Source organism: Cupriavidus gilardii (assembly GCF_013314895.1).
Taxonomy (GTDB): Bacteria; Pseudomonadota; Gammaproteobacteria; order Burkholderiales; family Burkholderiaceae; genus Cupriavidus; species Cupriavidus gilardii_C.
On the sequence record NZ_JABTYE010000008.1, the window covers coordinates 34269 to 56671 of the forward strand.

22 protein-coding genes are annotated in these 22403 nt (G+C 66.9%); 5 read left to right on the forward strand and 17 right to left on the reverse strand.

The annotated features are described in order from the left end of the window. Positions 1–76: 76 nt before the first annotated feature. The 12 genes from HTY53_RS09890 to HTY53_RS09945 all read right to left on the reverse strand — a co-directional run bounded on the left by HTY53_RS09890 (position 77) and on the right by HTY53_RS09945 (position 11772). Positions 77–1033 (reverse strand): PDR/VanB family oxidoreductase, encoded by a 957-nt coding sequence (locus tag HTY53_RS09890; protein WP_174106323.1) that lies wholly within the window; start codon positions 1031–1033, stop codon positions 77–79. A 42-nt stretch (positions 1034–1075) separates the two neighbouring features. Beyond that, positions 1076–2050, reverse strand: coding sequence for a VOC family protein (locus HTY53_RS09895; protein ID WP_174106324.1), 975 nt, complete (start codon positions 2048–2050; stop codon positions 1076–1078). A gap of 32 nt (positions 2051–2082) precedes the next feature. Further along, the gene (locus tag HTY53_RS09900; RefSeq protein ID WP_174106325.1) at positions 2083–3558 is read right to left on the reverse strand and encodes an aldehyde dehydrogenase; all 1476 of its coding nucleotides are present in this window, start codon (positions 3556–3558) and stop codon (positions 2083–2085) included. A 22-nt stretch (positions 3559–3580) separates the two neighbouring features. Next, positions 3581–4387 (reverse strand): aspartate dehydrogenase, encoded by an 807-nt coding sequence (locus HTY53_RS09905; RefSeq protein ID WP_174106326.1) that lies wholly within the window; start codon positions 4385–4387, stop codon positions 3581–3583. 12 nt (positions 4388–4399) lie between these two features. Further along, positions 4400–6172 (reverse strand): thiamine pyrophosphate-binding protein, encoded by a 1773-nt coding sequence (locus tag HTY53_RS09910; RefSeq protein WP_174106327.1) that lies wholly within the window; start codon positions 6170–6172, stop codon positions 4400–4402. Then, entirely contained in the window at positions 6165–6968 is an 804-nt protein-coding gene (locus HTY53_RS09915; protein ID WP_174106328.1) for an SDR family oxidoreductase, read from the reverse strand. The genes HTY53_RS09910 and HTY53_RS09915 overlap by 8 nt, the downstream gene beginning before the upstream one ends. A gap of 14 nt (positions 6969–6982) precedes the next feature. Continuing rightward, positions 6983–7804 (reverse strand): IclR family transcriptional regulator, encoded by an 822-nt coding sequence (locus HTY53_RS09920; RefSeq protein ID WP_174106329.1) that lies wholly within the window; start codon positions 7802–7804, stop codon positions 6983–6985. An 86-nt stretch (positions 7805–7890) separates the two neighbouring features. After that, the gene (locus HTY53_RS09925) at positions 7891–8427 is read right to left on the reverse strand and encodes a cupin domain-containing protein (RefSeq protein WP_150082231.1); all 537 of its coding nucleotides are present in this window, start codon (positions 8425–8427) and stop codon (positions 7891–7893) included. Positions 8428–8522: 95 nt separating this feature from the next. Beyond that, entirely contained in the window at positions 8523–9305 is a 783-nt protein-coding gene (locus HTY53_RS09930) for an SDR family oxidoreductase (protein WP_174106330.1), read from the reverse strand. Next, positions 9298–10365, reverse strand: a complete 1068-nt coding sequence (locus HTY53_RS09935; RefSeq protein ID WP_174106331.1) for an aromatic ring-hydroxylating dioxygenase subunit alpha — start codon at positions 10363–10365, stop codon at positions 9298–9300. Before HTY53_RS09935 ends, HTY53_RS09930 begins: the two co-directional genes overlap by 8 nt. Before the next feature lie 49 nt (positions 10366–10414). Then, complete coding sequence (locus tag HTY53_RS09940; protein WP_174106332.1) at positions 10415–10720, reverse strand: recombinase-like helix-turn-helix domain-containing protein; 306 nt, start codon at positions 10718–10720, stop codon at positions 10415–10417. A 200-nt stretch (positions 10721–10920) separates the two neighbouring features. Beyond that, positions 10921–11772, reverse strand: coding sequence for an alpha/beta fold hydrolase (locus HTY53_RS09945; RefSeq protein WP_174106333.1), 852 nt, complete (start codon positions 11770–11772; stop codon positions 10921–10923). A gap of 319 nt (positions 11773–12091) precedes the next feature. Between HTY53_RS09945 and HTY53_RS09950 the strand changes: the two genes are divergently transcribed. Together HTY53_RS09950 and HTY53_RS09955 are read left to right on the forward strand one after the other, a co-directional pair. Then, positions 12092–13183, forward strand: coding sequence for a porin (locus tag HTY53_RS09950; protein WP_174106334.1), 1092 nt, complete (start codon positions 12092–12094; stop codon positions 13181–13183). Positions 13184–13224: 41 nt separating this feature from the next. Next, positions 13225–14211 carry a Bug family tripartite tricarboxylate transporter substrate binding protein gene (locus HTY53_RS09955; protein ID WP_174106335.1) on the forward strand — a complete coding sequence of 329 codons (987 nt, stop codon included), beginning with the start codon at positions 13225–13227 and terminating at the stop codon, positions 14209–14211. Positions 14212–14298: 87 nt separating this feature from the next. On the opposite strand, the gene HTY53_RS09960 is transcribed toward HTY53_RS09955, so the two are convergent. Continuing rightward, entirely contained in the window at positions 14299–15243 is a 945-nt protein-coding gene (locus HTY53_RS09960) for an Rpn family recombination-promoting nuclease/putative transposase (RefSeq protein ID WP_174106336.1), read from the reverse strand. 257 nt (positions 15244–15500) lie between these two features. Between HTY53_RS09960 and HTY53_RS09965 the strand changes: the two genes are divergently transcribed. Continuing rightward, positions 15501–16229, forward strand: a complete 729-nt coding sequence (locus HTY53_RS09965; protein WP_174106337.1) for an SDR family oxidoreductase — start codon at positions 15501–15503, stop codon at positions 16227–16229. Between the two features lie 114 nt (positions 16230–16343). Here the strand turns inward: HTY53_RS09965 and HTY53_RS09970 are convergent, their stop codons facing one another. The 3 genes from HTY53_RS09970 to HTY53_RS09980 all read right to left on the reverse strand — a co-directional run bounded on the left by HTY53_RS09970 (position 16344) and on the right by HTY53_RS09980 (position 18596). Next, complete coding sequence (locus HTY53_RS09970) at positions 16344–17327, reverse strand: NAD(P)H-dependent flavin oxidoreductase (RefSeq protein ID WP_174106338.1); 984 nt, start codon at positions 17325–17327, stop codon at positions 16344–16346. A gap of 40 nt (positions 17328–17367) precedes the next feature. Next, positions 17368–17985, reverse strand: coding sequence for a 2-hydroxychromene-2-carboxylate isomerase (locus tag HTY53_RS09975; RefSeq protein ID WP_174106339.1), 618 nt, complete (start codon positions 17983–17985; stop codon positions 17368–17370). Between the two features lie 161 nt (positions 17986–18146). Beyond that, complete coding sequence (locus tag HTY53_RS09980; RefSeq protein ID WP_174106340.1) at positions 18147–18596, reverse strand: Lrp/AsnC family transcriptional regulator; 450 nt, start codon at positions 18594–18596, stop codon at positions 18147–18149. A 76-nt stretch (positions 18597–18672) separates the two neighbouring features. Here HTY53_RS09980 and HTY53_RS09985 point away from each other — a divergent pair, with 76 nt between their 5' ends. Together HTY53_RS09985 and nhaA are read left to right on the forward strand one after the other, a co-directional pair. Then, positions 18673–19629 (forward strand): DMT family transporter, encoded by a 957-nt coding sequence (locus tag HTY53_RS09985; protein ID WP_438820945.1) that lies wholly within the window; start codon positions 18673–18675, stop codon positions 19627–19629. A 293-nt stretch (positions 19630–19922) separates the two neighbouring features. Continuing rightward, entirely contained in the window at positions 19923–21161 is a 1239-nt protein-coding gene (gene nhaA / locus HTY53_RS09990) for a Na+/H+ antiporter NhaA (RefSeq protein ID WP_174106341.1), read from the forward strand. A gap of 157 nt (positions 21162–21318) precedes the next feature. On the opposite strand, the gene HTY53_RS09995 is transcribed toward nhaA, so the two are convergent. Next, a complete protein-coding gene (locus HTY53_RS09995; RefSeq protein ID WP_174106342.1) occupies positions 21319–22368 on the reverse strand; it encodes an asparaginase in 1050 nt (349 codons plus the stop codon). Positions 22369–22403: the final 35 nt, after the last annotated feature.

Genomic DNA, 22403 nt, shown 5'->3' on the forward strand with positions numbered 1-22403 from the left:
GACGAAACCGGCGGCGCCGCGGGACACGGCGCGCCACGGAGCGATGCGGTGTGAACCCGCCTATCGGGCTGCCCGGCTACAGATCCAGCACCAGCCGCTTGCCCTTGCAGCCCGACACGCAGACCATCATCGACTGGTTGGCGGCGCGTTCGGCCTTGCTGAGCACGCCGTCGCGATGGTCTGGCTCGCCCTCCAGCACGCGCGTCTCGCAGGAACCGCAGACGCCTTCGCGGCAGCTGTAGTCGACCGCGATGCCCGCTTCGAGCAGCGCGTCGAGCAGCGACTTGCCGGCCGGCACCTTGACCTCCATGCCGGACTGCGCGAGCGACACCGCGTATTCGCCTTCCTGCACCGCCTCCACCGACGGGTCGGCGGCGAAGCGCTCGATATGGACGTTCGGATAGCCGTGCGCCTCGCAGGCGGACTCGAAGGCCTGCAGCATCGGGCCGGGTCCGCAGCAGTAGAAGTGCGTGCCCGGGTCCTGTCCGGCCAGCATGCCGGCCAGGTCGGGCGGGCCGCCAGCCTCGGCGTCGAAATGCAGGCGCACCGCATCGCCATAGGCCTGCAGTTCTGCGACGAAGGCCGCCTCCTCGCGGGAACGCGCGCAGTAGAGCAGCGTAAAGGGGCGGCCGAGCTGGTGCAGGCGGCGGGCCATGCAGACGATCGGCGTCACGCCGATGCCGCCGGCTACCAGCACCGTATGCGAGGCGCTCTCGTCGAGTTCGAAGTTGTTGCGCGGCGCGCCGACCGGCAGCGTGGCGCCGACGCGCAGCTGCTCATGGATATAGCGCGAGCCGCCCCGGCTGCCGCGATCGAGCAGCACGCCGACGGTATAGCTGTGCCGTGCTTCCGGCGCGCCGCACAGCGAATAGCTGCGCACCAGGCCGTTGCCCAGATGCAGGTCGATATGGGCGCCGGGGCTGAATTCCGGCAAGGCGGCCCCCGTGGGGTCCTGCAGTTCGATGCTGACGACGCCGCGGGCTTCGTAGCGCATGGCCTGCACGCGCATCGTCAGGGTGGGGCTGGCACTCATCACACTTCCTTCTGAATCCATTCGCGCCGGGAGGCGCCGTCTTCAACGTTTCTCGGTCAGGAACTTCCCTTCCGGGCCGCCGGCATTCTTCTGGCGGCGGGTATTGCCGTCGATGCCGCCTTCGATGGCCCATTCGGCAAACATCGTCGGGCCCGGCTCGAATTCGCGCGGCTCCCAGTGGGCATCGCAGTGATCCTCGTCCGCGTAGTACTCGATCAGGCCGCCGGCCGGGTTCCTGAAGTACCAGAAGTAGGCCGACGAGATCGGATGGCGGCCCGGGCCGAGCTGCGTCTCCCAGCCGGTGCGGGACATGTGCATGCCGCCGCCGAACACTTCGTGGATATCGCGCACGGTGAACGCCACATGGTTCAGCCCGCTCTTGGGCTGCGGCAGTTGCAGCAGGAACAGGTCGTGATGACCGCCCTCGTCGGCGCAGCGCAGGAAGGCGCCGCGGCCCGGATAGCGGTCCGACGCGACGAAGCCGAATTTCTCGGTGTAGAAGCGCTCGGTGGCATCGACGTCCTTGACGAAGAACACCACGTGGCCAACCTCGATCGGCGTCGCGCGCTCGTAGATCGGCCCGCGCTGGTTCACGCGCGGCTTCGCGCTCCAGGTGTTCATCGCCGCGCATTCGACCTCGACATCGCGCTTGCGGGTCAGCTGGAAACGCACGGCCAGACCGTTCGGGTCGGTGCAGCCGATGCGCGTCTCGTCGCCGCTGCCCTGGCGGACGAAGCCGTCTTCGCCGGCAATCGCCGCGGCGATGCGCTCCAGCGCGGCAGGCGTATCGACGCCCCAGACCACCTCGCGCAGCGTGGGGCCGGCCTCGATCGCCGGCGGCAGCGCGGGATCGTCGATGCGGCGCACCAGCACGCGGCAGCCGTTCAGCGTCTCGAAATCCAGCCCTTGCGTATCGTCGCGCTTCAGGATCAAACCCCAATCGTTGAAGAAGCCGCGGCAGGCGTCGAAATCGTCGGCGCCGTAGACGATCTCGTCGATGCCCAGTACTTGATTCATATCGGTCTCCAGCGGCCGCCGCCGGCTCAATTTCAGTTGGCCCACGGCAGCGGTTGTTGATGCAGGCCCCAGTACACGCTCTTCTGCTCCATGTACTGCAGGATTCCCAGTCGTCCCTTCTCGCGCCCCAGGCCGCTGTCGCGCCAGCCGCCGAACGGCGTCGAGATCGAGAACTGCTTGTAGGTGTTGATCCAGACGTTGCCCGCCTGCACCGCGCGCGCCACGCGCCAGGCGCGCTTGTAGTCGCGCGTCCAGACGCCGGCCGCCAGCGCATAGACGCTGTCGTTGGCCTGCGCGATCAGGTCGTCCTCGTCGTCGAACGGCATCGCCACCAGCACCGGCCCGAAGATTTCTTCCTGGCAGATGCGGGCGCGGTTATCCAGCCCCTCGATGATGGTCGGCGTATAGAAGTAGCCGTTCTCCAGCCCCGGCACGCTCGGCCGCACGCCGCCGGTGCGCAGCTGCCCGCCCTCCTCGACGCCCATCGCGACGAAGGATTCGATCGAATCGCGATGGCGGTCCGTGATCAGCGGCCCCATCTGGGTGCGCTCGTCGGCCGGGTCGCCGACGCGCAGCCGTGCGGCGCCGGCGGCCAGGCGGTCCATGAACGGCTCGTACAGCGAGCGCGCGACGAACAGCCGCGAACCCGCGATGCACGATTCGCCCGACGAGCTGAAAATGCCGTACAGCACGCCGTTGACCGCGTGGTCGAGGTCAGCGTCGTCAAACACCATGGTCGGCGACTTGCCGCCCAGTTCCAGCGACACCGGCATCATCTTGTCGGCGGCGATATGCGCGATGTGCTTGCCGGTGGTGGTGCCGCCGGTAAACGACACGCGCCGCACCAGCGGATGCTGCGTGATCGCGTCGCCAATCACCGAGCCCTTGCCCGGCAGCACGCTGATCAGGCCCCTGGGCACGCCGGCTTCCTCGCAGATCGCGGCCAGTTCCAGCGCCATCAGCGGCGTGACCTCGGCCGGCTTGACCACCACCGCATTGCCGGCGGCGAGCGCCGGCGCCAGCTTCTGCGCCTCGCTGGCGATCGGCGAGTTCCACGGCGTGATCGCCGCGACCACGCCCATCGGCTCGTGCACGCTCATGGTCAGGAAGTCGCCGCGCGGCGGCGTCAGCGTTTCCTCCAGTGTCTCGCAGGCGGCGGCGAAGAACTGGAAGGTGCCGGCGGCGCTGGCGACCAACGCGCGCGTCTCGCTGATCGGCTTGCCGTTGTCCAGCCGCTGGCGTTGGGCCAAGGGCTCGGCGCGAGCGCGGATCAACTCGGCGACGCGATACAGCACCGCGGCGCGCTCGTGCGGCTTGCGCTGGGCCCAGCCGCTGGTCTCGAAGGCGCGCTGCGCGCCCTGCACCGCTTCCTCGACGTCGGCGAGACTCGCCGCGTGAAGCTCCGCGACCACCTCGCCGGTGGCGGGATAGCGCGTGGCATAGCGGTCGCCGCCGCCCAGGCGCCATTGGCCGGCGATGCAGATGGGGAGAAGGTCTTGCGTCTTCATGTTCGCGTCTTGATTCGGCTGTTCAGATCGACACCGCATGCGCGCGGTTGCCCAGCGCGCGCACCACGCTGAACACGGTCAGCGCCGAGGTCTTGGGGTTGGCGGCAAGCGGCTTGCCGCGCATGGTCAGCTCGAAGCCGCCGAAGGCGCCGCGCGCTTCCACGTGATGGACGTTCTCTTCGACGCCCGGGTCGGCCAGCAGCTTGACAGCGGTGCGGTCCAGGCCCAGGCCGGCCAGCGACAGCGTCGCGGCGACGTTGGCATTCTTCGGATAGAGGCGCGCGGCATCGCGCGCGCTGCCCTCGAAGATCACGGTCGGGCCGTCCAGCGCATCGAGGTCGACCCGCTGCTCGGCCGGCGTGTCCTTCCAGGCGCGCGGCGGCTTGCGGCCGGTATAGATGACTTCATCGAGGCCGCCCACACGCGCCGCCGCCAGCGCGTCGATCGCGCCGATCGCGCCCGACAGCAGCTGCACCTGGGTGCCGCCGCGCCGTGCCGCCGCTTCCAGCCGATCGGCCAGGCCCGGCTCGCACAGCGCGCCGACGGACACCACCATGCACGGAATGCCGCGTTCGAGCGCCGGCACGATGTGCTCCTCCAGCGCGCGATGGCCGGCGCATTCGACCAGCAGGTCGGGACGGCCGTCGGCCTCGCTCAGATGGGTGGCGACGCGGGCATGGGGCGCCAGCGCGGACACCGCGCTGCGCGCCTCGTCCATCGTGCCTTCCGGCACGATCACCAGGTCGAACACCACGTCGGGATCGGACTTGAGCAACTCCAGCACGCCGCGCCCGATCGCGCCGCAGCCCACCATCGACACATGCAGCATCGCCGTTCTCCTTCAGGCCGTCAGCGTGGCGCGTTCGGCGGCGCGTTCGGCCGCACCCTGCGCCGGTTCTTCCCCGGACTCGGCGGCGGACTCTGCGACGTTAACCGGCGGGCCGGCAAACGCGGTCTTGAAGCTGCCGATCGACAGCATGTCGATCTCCAGCAGGAACGGGCCCGGCTCCGCGGTGGCCTGATCGAGCGCGGCACCGATCTCGTCGAGACGGCTGACGCGGCGATGGCGCAGCGCCAGCGCCTTCGACAACGCCGCGTAGTCCGGCGTATGCAGGTCGACGTAGTGGCGGCGCCCGCCGTACTGCGCGTCCTGGATGTTCTTGATGACGCCGTAGCCCTTGTCGTTCATCAGCACGATGACCAGATCGGCACGCTCCTGCACCGCGGTGGCCAGTTCGCCCAGGTTCAGGATGAAGCCGCCGTCGCCGGCCAGGCAGAAGGTCTTCTTGCCGGAGCCTGTGGCCGCCGCGCCGACCGCGGCGCCGATGCCCATCGCCAGGCCCTGGCCGATGCCGCCGCCGAGCGCATGCACGCCGGCGCGCGAATCGAAGATGCGCAGCTGGCGGTTGCCCCAGGTGCTGTTCGACACGGTGACGTCGCGCACCCAGTTGAAGTGGCGGCCCACCGCGCCCTGCAGCGCCTCGACCAGCGCCGAGTACGGACCGAGGCCGTCGACCAGCCCCTTGACCGCGATCTCGTGGGCGCGGCGCAGGTCGCCGGCGAACGCCGGGTCGATCTGCATGCGCGCTTCCAGTCGATCGGCCAGGCCGTCGAGCACCAACGCGGCGTCGCCGCTGACGAAGTAGTCGCTCTGATAGCAGCGGCCCTCGGCGGCCGGATCGGCGTCGACGCGGAACAGCGGACGCGGCAGCTTCAGCTCGTACTTCAGCGTCTCGTTGCCGCGCAGCCGCGAGCCGACCACCACCATCGCATCGCAGGTCTGATAGAACTGCTCGACCGGCTTGTGCAGATTGAACGCGCCCAGCGAGCGCGGGTCGTCCTCGGGCACGATGCCGCGGCCCTGCGTGCTGGTCACCACGCCAAATCCCAGGTCCAGCAGCCGCTTGACCTGCGCGCCGGCATGGCGGGCGCCTCCGCCCAGCCACAGCAGCGGGCGCCGTGCATGGATCAGGCGCTCGGCCAGCGCGTCCAGCGCGTGTGCCGACGGCACGTGGGTCGGCACCGGCAGCGGGCGCAGGTCGGTTGGCAGCGGAATCAGCGCGGCCTGGATGTCGATCGGAATCTCGACGCTGACGGGGCCCGTCGGCGCCGTCAGCGCAGTCTGCACCGCCAGCTTGATGGTGCTGATCGCGGTATCGGCGCTGCGCACGCGGAAGGCGGCCTTGGACACGGCCTTCAGCATCGTCAGCTGGTCCGGCGCCTCGTGGATGTAGGCCAGGCTCTGGTCCAGATACGGCGTCTCGATCTGCCCGGTGATATGCAGCAGCGGCGTGCCCGCGGTCAGCGCCTCGACCATCGCGCCGGCCGCATTGCCGGCGGCGGTGCCGGTGCTGGTCAGGCAAACACCCAGCCCGCCGGTGGTGCGCGCGCACGCATCGGCCATATTGGCGCCGCCGGCCTCGCCGCGCGCCGGCACGAAGCGGATCTTGCCGCGTTCGCCGATCGCGTCGAGGATCGGCATGTTGTGGATCGAGATCACGCCGAACGCCGCCTTGACGCCGCACTGCTCGAGGAAGGCCGCAATGGCCCAGCCGACGGTGACCTGCTGCTCGCGCGCGGCTTGTTGATCTTGTTGGGGTTGTTCGTTACGCATGACGGGAGAGTCCTCCGGAAACATCGATGTGGCTGCCCGTGGTGTACGAAGACAACGGCGAGGCAAGGAACAGGATGGCGCGCGCGGCCTCCTGCGGCAGGCCGAGACGGCCGAGTTGAATATGTTTTTGCTGTGCCAGGCGCGCGGTCCACGCGGCCCAGTCCAGATGGCGGTCGGCTTCGGGACGCGCCTCGAAACGGCGGCGCCATTGGCCCGATTCGACCAGGCCCAGCAGGATGCCGTTGACGCGGATGCCCTTCGGCGCAAACTCGGTGGCGAGCGAGCGCACCAGGTTGTGCACGCCGGCGCGGGCCGCCGAGGTGGCGACCATATGCGGCTCGGGCTGGACCGCGAGCAGCGAGTTGACGCAAACGATCGACGCGCTCGGCGATCGTTCGAGCTGCGGCAGGAAGGCGCGGGTGGCGTGGATCACCGAGAAGAACTTCAGCTGCAGTTCCTCCAGCCAGGCCTGGTCCTCGGTATCGGCGAAGGTCGAGACCCTGCCCTGCCCCGCGTTGTTGATCAGCATGTCGGCGGGGCCGAGGTTCGCTTCGACCTCGGCGGCGAAGGCACGCACCTGCTGGGGCTGCAGCACGTCGCAGGTCGCCGCGTGCAGGCGGCAGCCCGGATGCGCGTCGCGCAGCTGCGCCTCGGCGGTGGCCAGCCGGTCGGCGTCGCGGCCGCACAGCGCCACCGCGGCGCCGGCCTCCAGCAGCAGCTCGACCGTGGCCAGGCCGATGCCGGAGGAGCCGCCGGTCACGACGGCAACCTTGCCGCCGAGTTCAATCATGGACATCTTGCTTGCTCCGTTCACAGGTTGACCACCTTGCGGCCGAGCTGCGGCCGGTAGTCGAGCAGGCGCGACAGCTCGCCCGCGGTGTTTCTGACTTTCTCGACCATGCCGCCCAGTTCGTCGGGATCGATATGCGAGGCCGGGATCGTCACGCCCATCGCCGCCACCACGCGCGCGCTGCGGTCGCGCACCGGCGCCGCAATCGTCGAGATGCTCGCTTCGTAGAAGCCCTCCTGCAGCACGTAGCCGCGCTCGCGGTCGGTCTGCACCATCTCGAACAGCGCGTCGACCGTGCGCGGCGTGCCTTCGGAGAAGGCTTCCAGATGCGGCTCGGGATAGAGCTCGCGCAGCTCGGCCAGCGTCAGGTCCTCCAGCAGCACGCGCCCCAGCACCGTGGCATGCGCGGGCAGCCGCGTGCCGACGTTGACGCTGCTGGCGAACGGCCGCGGGGCCACCGACTTGGCGACATAGACGATCGAGCGGCCGTCGCGCACGACCAGGTTGCACGGATAGCCAGTCTCGTCGCGCAGGCGATCGAGCAGCGGCGCGCCGAGCTCGGTCAGCTCCAGCGAGGCCAGGTACTCGAAGCCCAGCCGCAGCACCGCCATGCCAAGGCGGTATTCGCGTCCGTTGTCGGTGCGTTCGACGAAGCCCAGCATCTCCAGCGTGGCGAGCAGGCGGAACACCGTCGAGCGCGGCGCCTGCAGGCGCCGGGCCAGTTCGGCCGCGCTCAGCGTGCGTTCCGCGCGGCTGAATTCGCCGAGCAGCCGCAGGCCGCGTTCGAGGCCGGGCACGATGTACTTGTCCTGGACGGTGTCCGGCGGCAGAGGTTGGGTCATGGGAATCCGGGGTCGGGCGGGGCGGCCGCTTGCGTCGTGTGGTCGCATCGCGTCGTGATGCTTCGGTCGGCGGCCGCCGCGGGATGTCAGCGCTTGATCTTCGACAGCGGGTGATCGGGCGGATAGGTCGGCGTGATCGGCTTCTTCGCACCGAGCATCACGCACATCAGCGCGTCTTCCTCGCCGATATTGATTTCCTCGCGATAGACGCCCGGCGGCACCGACACCAGGTCGCGATCGGTCAGGATGGTCTCGTAGCGCTCGCCGTCCTTCTCCAGCACCAGCTTGATCTTGCCGCGCAGGATGAAGAACACTTCCTCGACGTCGGTGTGCAGGTGCGACGGGCCTTCATGACCGGCCGGAATGATCATCGTCGAGAAGGTGAAGTGCTCCGACGGCACGGTATTGCTGTCCGCGGCCACGCCGGTGCCGCCGGTGCCCAGATAGCGCATCTGCGCGCGGCGGTACTTCGGGTCGTAGTCGGCCTGGAACTTCAGCGCGTTCCAGTCGTAGCGGCGCGTGGCGAAGCGCGCGACCCGGCCCTCCATCCACTGTTCGAACGAGGCGCCCTCGGGACGGTCCCAGCTGCGCTTGAGGTCTTGTTGTTCGGAGAGATCGCTCATTTGGATTTCCTTCGGTCTTTCGGGTCTTTCGGTGTCTTCAGGGTCTTGAGGGTCTTCGGTACGTCGGTACGTCGGTACGTCGGTACATCGATGCGTCAATGCATGACAAAACCGCCGTTCACCGCCAGAGTCTGGCCGGTCACGAAGCGGGAAAGATCGGACAGCGCGAACAGCACAGCGCCGCAGACATCGGCGGGCAGCTGCTCGCGCGAGATCGCGCGCTGCTCGCGATAGAGCTCGTGCCGCTTCTGCGGGACGTACTCGGTCGCCTCGACCAGCGTCAGGCCCGGCGCCACGGCATTGACCGTGATGTTGTCGGGACCGAGCTCGCGCGCCAGCGATCGGGTCATGCCGATGATGGCGCTCTTGCTCGCCACGTAGGCCAGCAGGTTCGGCGCGCCCCACAGCGGCGTGTCGGAGGCCAGGTTGATGATGGCGCCGCGGCCGCTGTCGCGCAGCGCCGGCAGGCAGGCCGTGGTCATCAGCCAGGTGCCGCGCACGTTCACGTTCATCACGCGGTCCCAGGTGGCGATATCGATGGCGCTGGCATCGCGCCCGCCGGAGTCGGTCACTGCGGCGTTATTGACCAGGCCGTCGAGGCCGCCCAGTTCCCGCACCGCCTCGGCAGCGCAGGCCTGTACCGAGGCGGGATCGGCCAGGTCCAACGGCAGCGCCACCGCGTGCAGGCCGCGCGAGGTCAGCGCGTCGGCCTCCTGGTGCAGGCGCTCGGCGAGGACGTCGGCCATCGCGACCGAAGCGCCGGCTTCGGCGATCGCGGTGGCAAAGGCCAGGCCCAGGCCGCGCGCGGCGCCGGTGACCAGCACCTTGCGACCGGCGAGCATCGACGACGTGTCGCCGGGATGCTGGAACTCAGGCATGGCTGGCAACTCCCGGGGCCGGCTGCAGCATCGCCACCGGCGCATCGGCCAGCTCCTGCTCGGCGCGGCGGCGCAGCAGGCGGCGCACGCGCGTGATGCCGACATCGTGCTGGTACAGCATTTCATGGTCGCGGGCGTTGGGCGCCATCGACTCGAGCACCACGCGGTCCTGCTCCAGCACGTCCCAGTGCAGCTTTTCCAGCCGGTTGCGGTAGAGGAAGCGCCAGACATCGCGCTCCCAGCCCTGGACATGTCGGGTGCGCCAGAAGAACACCATGCAGTGCTCCTCATCGACCGGCGTGGCGACGCCGACGATGCCGAACGGACCGCCGGGGCCGACCTTCGGGCGATACGGAATCGCCAGGCGCAGCCACATCGTGCCGGTCTCGCCGAACTCGACCCAGTCGAAATTGACGCCGCGCTGGCCGGTCTTCTCGAACATCAGGCCGTGCTCGGTTTCGCGCACCGCCATGACCGCCTGCTTCTCGCCGCTGGCCATCGAATGCGAGACCGCATGCAGATAGGCGCCGTGCATCGGGTCCATGACGTTGTCGATGGCGTAGCGGTAGTTGCAGTCCCAGTGAGCGACGCACAGGAAGTGGCTGTGCTCGGGGTTCTCCAGCTCTTCGGGCAGGCGGAGCGTGTCGGCGCTGTCGGGGCCCTCGACCGGAGCGCGGTCGCCGAACCACAGGAAGATCGCGCCGGCCTTCTCCTGGACCGGATAGCTGCGCACGCAGGTCTTGCCTTCGAGCGGGCAGCTCTCGACCGCCGGCACGCTCTTGACCTGGCCGTCGCCGCCGACCTCGACGCCGTGATACCAGCAGGCGACGCGATCGCCGAGGTTCCAGCCCATCGACAGACGCGCGCCGCGGTGCGGGCAGCGGTCTTCCAGCGCGTGGACCTGGCCGGCGCCGTCGCGCCACAGCACGATGTTCTGGCTCAGGCGAGTGATGCCGATCGGCGAATGGGTGACCGACCACGACGCGGCCACCGGATACCAGTAGTTGCGCAGGCCGGTATTGAGCCGTTCTTCGATGCGGGCTTGCTTGTTCGATTCCATCGTTGTTCTCTCTTGCGGGACCGCTGGGTGTCGTCGGGGGTCGTCTGGGTCAGGCGCCGAGGCGCTGCATCTCGGCCAGAAAGCGCGCCTCTGTCCAGGGCTGGCCGTCGGCGGTCAGGAAGCCGGCGCGGTTGAAGGCGCGCACCACGTCTTCGGGCGTCGTCGCGCCTGCCTCGAAGGCGGCTTCGAGCGCGTCGCCGAGCGCGTTCTCGTAGGCCGTCGGCAACGCCGAACGCGTCTGCCAGACGATGTTGGGCACCTTGCCCGGCCGCTCGATATAGCCCTTGCCCGCCACGTTGTTCGGCGCGGGCTTGTCCCAGGGCGCGAGCTGCGGGTTGTAGTCGACGATTTCCATTGCGCTTGCTCCTTTTTCCGATCGGCCGGTGTCTCGCTGTATGTTTTATATATGGAACAGCGATCCATGTATTGAACACGGTTGAACTATAGACCTCGGCGCTGCGGGATTGGACTGGGGTTTACCCGGGAATCGGGCGTTGGAGAGGAAAGAGGTGATGCTGTCGTCCCAGCGCTTGCGGGGACGACGACGACGTCCGGCTAGCGTGCGGGACGCTGGTCCAACGCCGCGCGAATCCACCCCGCCACCGCGGCCGCCTGCTCGATGTAGCAGGCATGGCCGGCATCGGCGATCGGCGTGAATGGCAGACCGAACCGCTGCGCCAGCGCTTCGGCACCGATCGGCGGCGTCACCACGTCCAGCGTGCCGCAGCCGATCTCGACCGCGACGCCCTCAGGCCGGCGCGCCAGGTAGGCGTCGATGTCGTCGCCGCACAGCATCGCCACCGCCTGGCGGTAGCCGTCCGGGTTCAGGCGGCTCATGTTCCAGCGCACCCATTCACGCGCACCGGCATCCGCGTTCGGACTCAATAGCCGCGAGGGGCCGCGTTCGGCCAAGCCGGTGACGCCGAGCGTTGCCAGCGCGTCGAGGCGCTGCCGCGCAACGTCCGCCGCCTTCTGTTCCTTGCCTGCGGCGCCATAGCCTTGTGCCGGACTGGCCAGCAGCACACGGGCCGGCCGCCGGTCCGGCTCGGCCTGTGCCAGGTAGGCAGCCGCCATCAATGCGCCGAGCGAATGACCGACGATCACGGCCGGCCGCAGGTCGAGTGCCCGCACCAGGCCCTGCAATCGGACGGCGTAGTCGGCGGCGCGCCTCGCCTTCTCGGCAAGGGGGCTCGACGCGCCATAGCCGGGCGCGTCCCACGCGATTACCCGCGCATGGGCGGCGAGCAGGCTCGCGCAGGGCAGCCATGACGCTGCGCCCGAGCTGATGCCGTGCAACAGCAACACCACAGGCCCTTGGCTGCCGCCGCTGCGGTAGGCCACCTGCGCCCCGTCGGCATCGACCGTCGCCACCGCTTGCACAAACGTATCCGCGAGTTGGGCCAGCATCGGGGGCGCCGCGGGTTGGGAGTTATGTTCCATATATGAAACTCACGTCCTTAGGTAAAAACTTCCCGACTATATCCCCCGGAAATCCTCGTGAAGATCCGCGTAAACACCTAGCGCCGCGCTAGGGAATTCCCTGCCCGCCCGAAGCGAAAACCCCCGCTATATTGCGCTTGTCGTTTCCTATGTAATTCGTCGTTTTATATATGAAACGAAACCGAATATCAGGACTGCCACCACAACAACGGGACGGACGCGATCGGCCACAGAGACGACGCGGCTGCCAGGAACCACCACGAGACGGAATCGGGAAGGAATCGCAATGAAATTTGGACGGATCGCACTGGCTGTGCTTGCCGCCGCGCCGATGATGGCGGCCGCACAATCGGTCACGCTGTACGGCGTGGTCGATACCGGGATCGAATACGTGAACAACGTCGGCCCGGACAAGGACAGCGTTGTCCGCATGCCCAACCTGACCGCGACGGTGCCGTCGCGCTGGGGCATTCGCGGCACCGAGGATCTTGGCGGCGGGCTCAAGGGCCTGTTCGTGCTGGAGTCGGGCTTCGGGCCGGATACCGGCAACGCCAATCAGGGCGGCCGGCTGTTCGGGCGACAGGCCTGGGTCGGCGTGTCGGGCCCGTGGGGCCAGATCTCGCTGGGCCGCCAGTACACCATGCTGTTCTGGGCGATCCTCGACTCGGACATCCTCGGTCCGAACGTCTACGGATCGGGTTCCCTCGACAGCTATATCCCCAACACCCGCCACGACAATTCGGTGGTCTACAAGGGGACGTTCGGCGGCCTGACCGTCGGCGCCTCGTACAGCTTCGGCCGCGATGCGGTCAACGCCGGCCCCAGCCCGTCGGGCACCAACTGCGCGGGCGAGAACCCGGCCGACGCGCGCGCCTGCCGCGCCTGGTCCGCGCTGGTCCAGTACGCGACCAGGACCTGGGGTGTGCATGCCGCCTACGATTCGCTGCGCGGCGGCCCCGGCGCGTTCGCCGGGCTGACCAGCAGCAGCCTGACCGACGATCGCCTGTCGCTCGGCGGCTATGTGCTGCTCGACCGCGTCAAGGCCGGTGCCGGCCTGATCCGCCGCGACAACGAGGCCAGCCCCACCCCGCGCAGCGACATGTGGTACGCCGGCCTGGCCTATGACATCACGCCCGCCTTCCAGCTCGCCGGGCAGGTCTACTACCTGAAGTACCGCCACAGCGACAACGACCAGATGCTGTACGCGCTGCGCGGCTCGTATGCCTTCTCGAAGCGGACCATGGTCTATGCGACGGCGGGCTTCATCGATAACGACGGCACGCTGGCCACCTCGGTCAGCGGCGGATCGCCGGGCTCGAACACGCGTCCCGGCGGCTCGCAGCTCGGCGCGATGCTGGGCATCAAGCACGTGTTCTGATCGCCATCCATCGCTCCCGAGCGCAGACAACTGGAGGAACCATGAAGCAGTCCACCACCCGCAAACTGATCGCGGCCGTTGCCGCGGCCGGCGCGCTGCTCGGCGCGGGCGCCGCGCAGGCGCAAGGCTATCCGAGCAAGCCGATCACGATCGTGGTCGCCTATCCGGCCGGCGGGGACACCGACGTGCTGGCCCGCATGATCGCGGAGAAGCTGGCGATCCGGCTGAACCAGTCGGTCGTCGTCGAGAACCGGACCGGCGCCGCCGGCACGATCGGCAGCGCCTACGTCGCCAAGGCGGCGCCGGACGGCTACACGCTGCTGGCCGCGCCGAACACCGTGGCGCTCGCCCCGCTCGTTCTCAAACCCGGCTCCGGCGCGGCTTATGACGTGCAGCGCGATTTCACGCCGGTGATCCAGACCGGCAGCCAGTCGCTGTTCGTGGTCGTCAACAAGTCGACCGGCATCAGCAAGATGAGCGACCTGGTCGCGCGCGCCAAGGCCGGCACGGTGCAGACCTATGCCTCGCCGGGCAACGGCTCGCCGATGCATATCCTGGGCGAGCTGTTCAACAAGGCGGCCGGCGTGCGGATCGCGCAGGTCCCGTATCGCGGCACCGCGCCGGCGGTGGTCGACGTGCTCGGCGGCCAGGTGCCGATGACCTATTCCACCTATGGCGCCGTGTTCCAGTACGTGACCAACGGCCGCCTGCTGCCGATCGCCGTGGCCGATCCCAAGCGCTCGCCGTTCGCGCCCAACGTGCCGACGCTGGCCGAGCTGGGCTACAAGGACGTCGAAGTCGGCGCGTGGCAGGCGATCCTCGGTCCGAAGGGCATGCCGGCGGACGTGGTGCGCACGCTGAACGGGCATATCAACGAGATCCTGAAGATGCCGGACATCGTCGAAAAGATGGCGACCTTCGGCATCAGCCCGGTCGGCGGCGATGCGGCCAGCCTTGGCAAGCTGATCGCGGCCGATGCGAACCGCTACGCGCGGATCGTCAAGGAGTTCGGGATTCAGGCGGATTGATATGCGGTGAGGTATTGGCGCCGTCGTTCGCGGAAAGCGGAGGGCGGCGCCGTTTTGGATGTTGGCCTGTGTGAAAAAGCCGGGCGCTCATGCCGGGTTGTCTTCGAATACCTCGGCCAGCGTTTCGGCGCGAAGCAATCGCGTTGACCAGTGATCGAGCTGCTCTTCCGTTGCGCCCTGAATCCTGGCTAACGCATGTTCCGGCAACGGTCCGAAGCGAGTCGTAAGCTGCCGCTGCAGTATTCGGGCCTCGCCTTCCAGCCGTCCGGCCGCCCTATATTCGTGCTCCCACACCTTGAAACTCTGACTTAGCTTCATCTTCATCTCCACAAGATCATTGGCCACCGGTACGTCCAAGGTGTTGCCGCTGCGCCTGCCGATCAGTCCCGGCAACACATTGAGGAAGATTCGCTTCAGTTCCTCATCGCCTTTGACGATGTCCGCGAGCTTGTCGATCAACTCGCCGACCTCCTGCTGGGTTTCCGCCTCTTCCAGCTGCATCAGCACCGCAACCGGATTGCGCATCGCGCGCAGCTGTTCCTTGCCGATGCGTCCGCTGTCCAACAACAGATATTTAAGCTTGGGCAGGTACTCACCGACAAGTCCGGGCACGTCCGGCAGCATCGCTGCGATATCGGTGGGCGCATCCCATGGCCCTTCGCCGTTGTAAAGGACGATGGGCAGCACCGGCGGGATGCCTCGTCGAGGCTTGACGTACTCCTTGCGGATCAAGCTTTGATAGAGCAGCCCGAGATAGGACATGATCCGTACCGGCATGCCGTGATCGACCGTGCTCTGAAACTCCATCATCAAATAGAGATAGAGCCATTCGTCATCGGCGCGAACCCGCCACACCATGTCGTTGGCCCGCTGCCGCAGATCGTCGGAGACATAGTGGCCATGGATGCATTCCAGCGTGCTGAAATCCAGCCCATGCAGCCATTCGTCGGGGATAAAGCCCGAGACAAGATTGCGGACCATCGCGGGCGATGAATACAACTGTTTGTAGCTGGCGTCGTCGAGTTGAATCATGGTTGGCATCGAGCAGTGTCGAAGCCGACAGCATCCTGCGCATGGGCTCTCGGTGCTTCACAGAAGGTCACGCATTTTGGGTTTCATGTCGGCGTCGCTCGACATTGAGAATCGTCTGAACGACCGACGCGCCGTGGCCGTTCTGGCCGCCAGCAGCCTTCGGCAAAATCGCAGACACTATCCGGCGTTGCAAACACAACTCAATCGGCTCGCTGCCGGGATGACCGGCGGCGCAAGGCCGCCCCGAAGGAGACACCATGACCCAAAAGAAGGCCATCCTCGTCATCGGCGCCGGCGACGCAACCGGCGGTGCGATCGCCCGACGCTTTGCGCGCGAGGTCTATATCGCCTGCGTGACCCGGCGCAATGCCGACAAGCTGGCGCCGCTGGTTCAGCAGATCGAGGCCGAGGGCGGCATCGCGCATGCCTTTGGTTCGGACGCGCGCAAGGAAGAGGAGATGACGAGCCTGGTCCAGCGAATCGAATCGGAGATCGCGCCGATCGAGGTGGCGGTCTTCAATATCGGCGCGAATGTCCGCTTCGACGTTCTGGACACGACGGCCCGGGTCTACTTCAAGGTGTGGGAGATGGCCTGCTTCGCGGGCTTCCTGATGGGCCGCGAGATGGCCCGCGTGATGGTGCCGCGCGGCCGGGGCTCGATCTTCTTCACCGGTGCCACGGCCAGCCTGCGCGGACGCGCCGGCTTCGCGGCGTTCGCCGGCGCCAAGCACGGCCTGCGCGCGTTGGCGCAGGCAATGGCGAAGGAGCTGGGGCCGCAGGGCATCCATGTCGCCCATCCGATCATCGACGGCGCCATCGACACGGCCTTCATCCGCGAGAACTTCCCCGAACGCTATGCGCTGAAGGATCGCGACGGCATCCTGAATCCCGAGCATATCGCCGACGCCTACTGGATGCTGCACCAGCAGCCGCGCGACGCGTGGACGCACGAGCTCGATCTGCGGCCGTGGATCGAAGCGTGGTGACTGGCTGAGTCACTCGGTCCCCGCGTTCCCGGGAACGACAGCAACTCCTGCACGAGCCGAGCTACGTCGTCCCCGCAGAGGCAGGGACCGGCGACTAGCGCAGCCAGGCACCGCTCAGCGCCCCGCGTCGAACATCCCCGCCAGGCGCTCGAACGTCAGCTGTTCGGCCTCCCTGACGATGCGGTCGACCAGCGTCTTGACGCTCGGGATATCGTGGATGAGGCCGGCGACCATGCCGCAGCTCCATGCGCCGGCCTCGACATCGCCCTCGACCATCACCTTCGGATAGATGCCGGCGACCTGGTCGTAGATATCCGAAATCTTCAGATCGGCGCCCTTCTCGCGCTCGATCTCGAGCAGCCGCTCGACGCCGCCATTGTTCAGTACGCGCTCCGTATTGCGCAGCGCCCGCATGATCAGCCGCGTATCGAGCTCGCTCGCTTCGACGATCGCCTGCTTGACGTTGATGTGAACCGGCGCTTCTTCGGTGGCCAGGAAGCGCGTGCCCATATTGATGCCGTCGGCGCCCAGCGCCAGCGCGGCCACCAGGCTGCGGCCATCCGCCATACCACCCGAAGCAACGAACGGAATTTTCAGCGTCTCCGCGGCCCGCGGCAGCAGGATCATGTTCGGCACGTCGTCCTCGCCGGGATGGCCGCCGCACTCGAAACCGTCGACGCTGGCCGCATCGCAGCCGATCTTCTCCGCCTTCAGCGCGTGGCGCACCGACGTGCATTTGTGAATCACCTTGATGCCGGCCGCCTTCAGGGCCGGCATGTACTGTTCGGGACTGCGGCCGGCAGTCTCGACGATGCGTACGCCCCCTTCGGCGATGGCGGCGATGTACTCCGCATAGGGCGGCTCCGAGAACGTCGGCAGAAAGGTCAGATTGACGCCGAACGGCTGGTCGGTCATCTCTTTGCAACGCGCAATTTCCCTGGCCAGCAGTTCGGGCGTGCGCTGGGTCAGCGCCGTGATGATGCCCAGCCCGCCGGCATTGGAAACGGCCGCCGCCAGATCGGCAAGACCGACGAAATGCATGCCGCCCTGGATGATCGGGTAGCGAATCGAGAACAGTTCCGTGATGCGTGTTTTCATGGGCAAGAAGGCTCCGAATGGGTGGAAGGGCGATCTGCGGTCAGGCGGCGCGCGCCCGCACGATTTCCTCTTCGACGTCGCGCAGGCTGTCCTTGCCGAAGAAGATCTCGTCATTGACGAAGAAGGTCGGCGCGCCGAAGGCGCCGCGCTCGAAGGCCAGCTGCGTATTGGCCAGCAGCGTCTCCTTGACGGCCGGCTGGTTGATCGCCTCCAGCAGACGGGCACCGTCGAGGCCGGCTTCATTCAGGGCAGCCTCGATGACGGCCGGATCGTCCATCTTCGTCCCGCGTTCCCACATCGCGCTGAAGACCGCATCGACATAACGCTCGAAGCTGCCATCGTGACTGGCCGCGACCGCGCCCCGCATGATCTGCAGGGTGTTGACCGGAAAGTGGGGATTCATTCGGAACGCGGTCAGGCCATGCCGCCTGATGAAGCGCTGCATTTCCAGCCGCCCGTATTCCGGCTTGTTCTTGATGCCGGCAAAGGCCTCCATCGGCGAACGATTGCCGGTCAGCCGAAACAGGCCGCCGAGCAGAATCGGCACGTATTCGAATTTGACCCCGGTCCGCGCTTCGATGCCGGGAATGACCTTGTGCGCGAGATAGGCGTTGGGACTGCCGAAATCGAACAGGAACTGCACGCTGACGGTACGCATCGCTTGTCTCCACCTCCGATGGTGATATGGCCGGACGATCTCGCCCTCCGGTTCTCCGCAACAATGTACCGTCGCGCCGGTTTTTGGCAAGATTTTCCGCGGTCGTTCCACCATGCAGATCGGAACGACACTTTGCGACGATCGGCGGGCGACGCGCTGCCCTATTCGCGGGTCTCCCCGATCGGCGCGCCGCGTTTCGGCACGACCTTGGCCTTGACCACCGAGGTATTGGTCTCCGCGAGCTGCGCGACGCGATCCAGCAACCCGTCCAGCTCCTCGATCGAACGCACATACAGCCGCGCGACAAAGCAATCCTCGCCGGTCACCTTGTCGCATTCGCCGATCTCCGGAATTTCGGCAATCAGCTTTTGCACGATATGGAGCTTGCCGGGCATCGGCCGTATGCGAACGATGGCCTGCAGCGGGTAACCCAGCGCGGCCGGATCGATATCGACGGTGAAGGCACGGATGACCTTCCGCTCTTCCAGACGTTTGAGCCGTTCCGACGTGCTCGGCGGCGACAGCCCGACGCGAGCGGCCAACTCTTTCAGTGAAATTCGGGCGTCCTCGGCGAGCACGGCCAGGATGCGTCGATCGACATCGTCCAGCATTTTTTCGATTCCTCGGTAAAGAAGGCAATCTGCCTTCCAAATACAGGCACAGCGCCGCTCCGTCCTAACGGAGGCTATAGAATCCGCCCCTGCGTCGTGCGATTCTAAACACCATTCAGCCTTCAGGAGAAAGACGGTGAATTCCCTACGCGGCACAGCCGAAATGACGGCCTCGATGGTGTTGTCCGGCACCATCGGCTGGTTCGTGGTCAAGTCCGGACAGCCAATCCACGACGTGGTGTTCTGGCGCTGCCTGTTCGGCGCCTTGACGTTGTTCGCGGTCTGCGCGGCCCTTGGCATGCTGCGGCAGCTGACCTGGCGCACGCTGGGCCTGGCCGCGCTGGGCGGTGTCGCCATCGTGATGAACTGGCTGCTGCTGTTCGCCGCCTATCCGCGCGCGTCGATTTCGATCGCGACGGCGGTCTACAACACGCAGCCTTTCATGCTCGTTGCGTTGGGCGCGCTGCTGTTTTCCGAACGCATCACGCTGACCAAGCTGGCCTGGCTGCTGATCGCGTTCGCGGGCGTGCTGATGATCGTGCAGGCCAAGCCGGATCACGGGCATGGCGCGACCGACTATCTCGGCGGCATCGCGCTGGCCCTCGGTGCGGCATTCTTCTATGCGGTCGCGGCGATCATCACCAAGCGCCTGGCGGGCGTGCCCCCGCATTTGATCGCACTGATCCAGGCCTGCGTCGGCATGGCGATGCTGACGCCGTTTGCGAATCTGTCGGACTTCGCGGCCTATGACGGCTCATGGACGATGCTGATGACGATCGGCGTGGTCCATACCGGGCTGGTCTATATCCTGCTGTACGGCGCGATCCAGAAGCTGTCGACGGCGATGACCGCGGCGCTCTCCTTCATCTATCCGGTCGTGGCGATCGTCGTCGATATGGTGGCCTTCGGGCTGCGGCTCGATTGGGCGCAGTGGGCCGGCGCCGCGGCGATCCTGATTGCCGCGGCGGGCATGACGCTGGGATGGCGGCTGCCGTTCGGGCGCCGGCACGGCGCTGCCACGGCCAAAAGCTGACCCCACACAGCGACGTCCAGCCCTCCTGCCATCCCGCTCCGGTATACTCGCGCCTGGGTGCTCACCCTCACGGGGTGGCAGGATTTGCGTCGGTCGGGCCGCCACGCGGCTTTTCCGCGACCGATGCATGCACCACCCTTCTCCAGACCACTCCCCTGGTCGATTCCCCGTTTCACCGCGTTGTCACGCGGCGCTGCCGTTCGCGCCTTCCGGCCCTGCGAACCGCCAGCGCGCCTGCGCGCGGGGAATTCCATTCGCTTCCATCCCGGTATATCTCCCGCAAGAGGGGCCACATGGCAATCGTACAAAGAAGACTCTCCAATACGTTCAAGCGCTTTTTCGAGTCGGAAAAGGCCGGCGGCATCCTGCTGATCGTCTGCACGATCCTCTCGCTGATATTGGCCAATTCGGCGCTCGGCGATCAGTACCTCCATATCTGGCATGTGAAAGTCGCCGGTCTCAGCGTCGAGCACTGGATCAATGACGCGCTGATGGCGATCTTCTTCCTGCTGATCGGCCTCGAACTCGAACGGGAGCTGTACAACGGCGAACTGTCCAGCTTCAAGAACGCCTTGCTGCCCATCGTTGCGGCGGCCGGCGGCATTGCCGTACCAGCACTGATTCACTTCGGATTCAATGGCGGCACGCCGACGCAGGCCGGCATCGGCATTCCGATGGCAACGGACATCGCGTTTGCGCTGGGCGTGCTGGCGCTGCTCGGCAGCCGCGTGCCCGCCTCGCTGAAGATCTTCCTGACCGCGCTTGCCGTGATGGATGACCTCGGTGCCATCATCGTGATCGCGCTGTTCTACACGGCCGAGCTGTCGGTCGTTTATCTGGCCGGCGCGCTGGCGGTATTCGGCGTGCTGCTCGTCATGAACCGCGTGCTGCGCGTGATGTCGCTGGTCCCGTATCTAGTGGGCGGCGTACTGATGTGGTTCCTGATGCTGAAGTCCGGCGTCCATGCGACCATCGCCGGCGTGCTGCTGGCGTTCGCGATTCCGTTCTCCGCCAGGCAGGACGACGAGGCATCGCCGTCGCACCGCCTCGAACATGTGCTGCACCGGCCGGTGGCATTCGTGATCCTGCCAATCTTTGCGCTGGCCAATACCGGCATCGTGGTTGGCAGCGATTGGGCGCAGGAGCTGGGCTCGTCGAACAGCCTCGGCATCCTGGCCGGGCTGGTGGTCGGCAAACCGCTGGGCATCGCGATCCTGAGCTTCCTTGCGGTCGCCATCGGCCTGTGCAAGCTGCCTTTGGATCTGCGCTGGCGCCATGTCGTCGGCGCGGGCCTTCTGGGCGGTATCGGCTTCACCATGTCGATCTTCATCACCAACCTCGCCTTTACCGGCGAGCCGGGCATCATCAATGCGTCGAAGATGGCGATCCTGCTGGCGTCGCTGACCGCGGGCGTGCTCGGCTTCGTCTGGTTGAAGCTGTTCGGCAAGCCGGTGGCGACCGATGTCGATATGGATACGATGGACTTCGAGGCCGATCGGGCATCGCCTTCGGGCGGCACGTCGGTGCGCTGAGCGCCCGGACGCTTTGATGCCCTCCTTCCCTCTCCCCAACCCTCTCCCGCAAGCGGGAGAGGGAGCCGCGCAGCGCGACACCATGTCGTAAGCCGCGATCGTCGCGGTCAGCTCGGCCAGGTGTCGATGCGGGAAGTGCCGGGCGACCTCGGCAAAGTCAGCGGTTGAACGCGGCCTGCAGGTCTGCCTGGCTGCTCAGCCCGCTTTGCAGCAGCAGCATCAGCAGGATGCGGGCCTTCGCCGGCTTCAGATCGTCGGCCATGACGGCGCCGGCGTCGAACGTCGTCTTGCCGCCGCCGACGAAGCCGTAGTTCGGCAGCACGCGTCCGTTATGCACGCGTGTCGAGATCACGACCGGTACGTTCTTCGACAACGCATATTTGACCGCCTCGAACATCGGCTGATTCATGTTGCCCATGCCGAGCGCCTGCACCACGATGCCCTTGACGCCGCGGTCGACCGCACTGCGCAAGGCCGCGCCGTCCGCCCCGCCGTACATCGCCACGATTTCCACGTCGGGCATCTTGTCCGTGCGAATCGGAACATGCTGGCGCCGCGCTGGCGTGCTGACGTAGATCACGCGGTCCGGATATACCTCGCCGATAAAACCGAAGTCGCCCGAATTGAACGTTTCGACATTCGCCGTGTGGGTCTTGGTGACGTAGCGGGCGGCATTGATCTGGTTGTTCATGGCCAGCATCACACCCTTGCCTTTCGACTGTTCGTCGACGGCGATGCGCGCGGCATTGAGCAGATTGCGCGGGCCATCGAAGTCGGGCGACGACGCGTTGCGCTGCGCGCCGATCAGCACGACCGGCTTGTCCGACCGCACCGTCAGATCGAGCCAGTACGCGGTTTCCTCCAGCGTATCGGTGCCGTGCGACACGATCACCCCCGCCACGTCCGGCCGATCCAGGGACGCCTGCACCGCTCTGGTCAGCTGGATCCAGCGCGGCGGGTCCATGTAGTCCGACGGCACGTTGGACAGATTGTTGACCTGGATGGTCGCGTATTTGCCGATATCGGGCACCGTCGCGAGCAGGTCGTCGCCCGATATCGCCGGCACTGGTGCGTTCTTGACCGGGTCGATCTTCATGGCGATGGTGCCGCCCGTGGCGATGAACTGCACCACCGGCTTGTTCTGCGCGAAGGCGGTGGTAGCGGATGCGAACAGCAGCATGCTGAGCAGGGCGCGGCCTGGCTTCATTCGAAGTCTCCTGGGATGTGGTTATCGGAACCGAA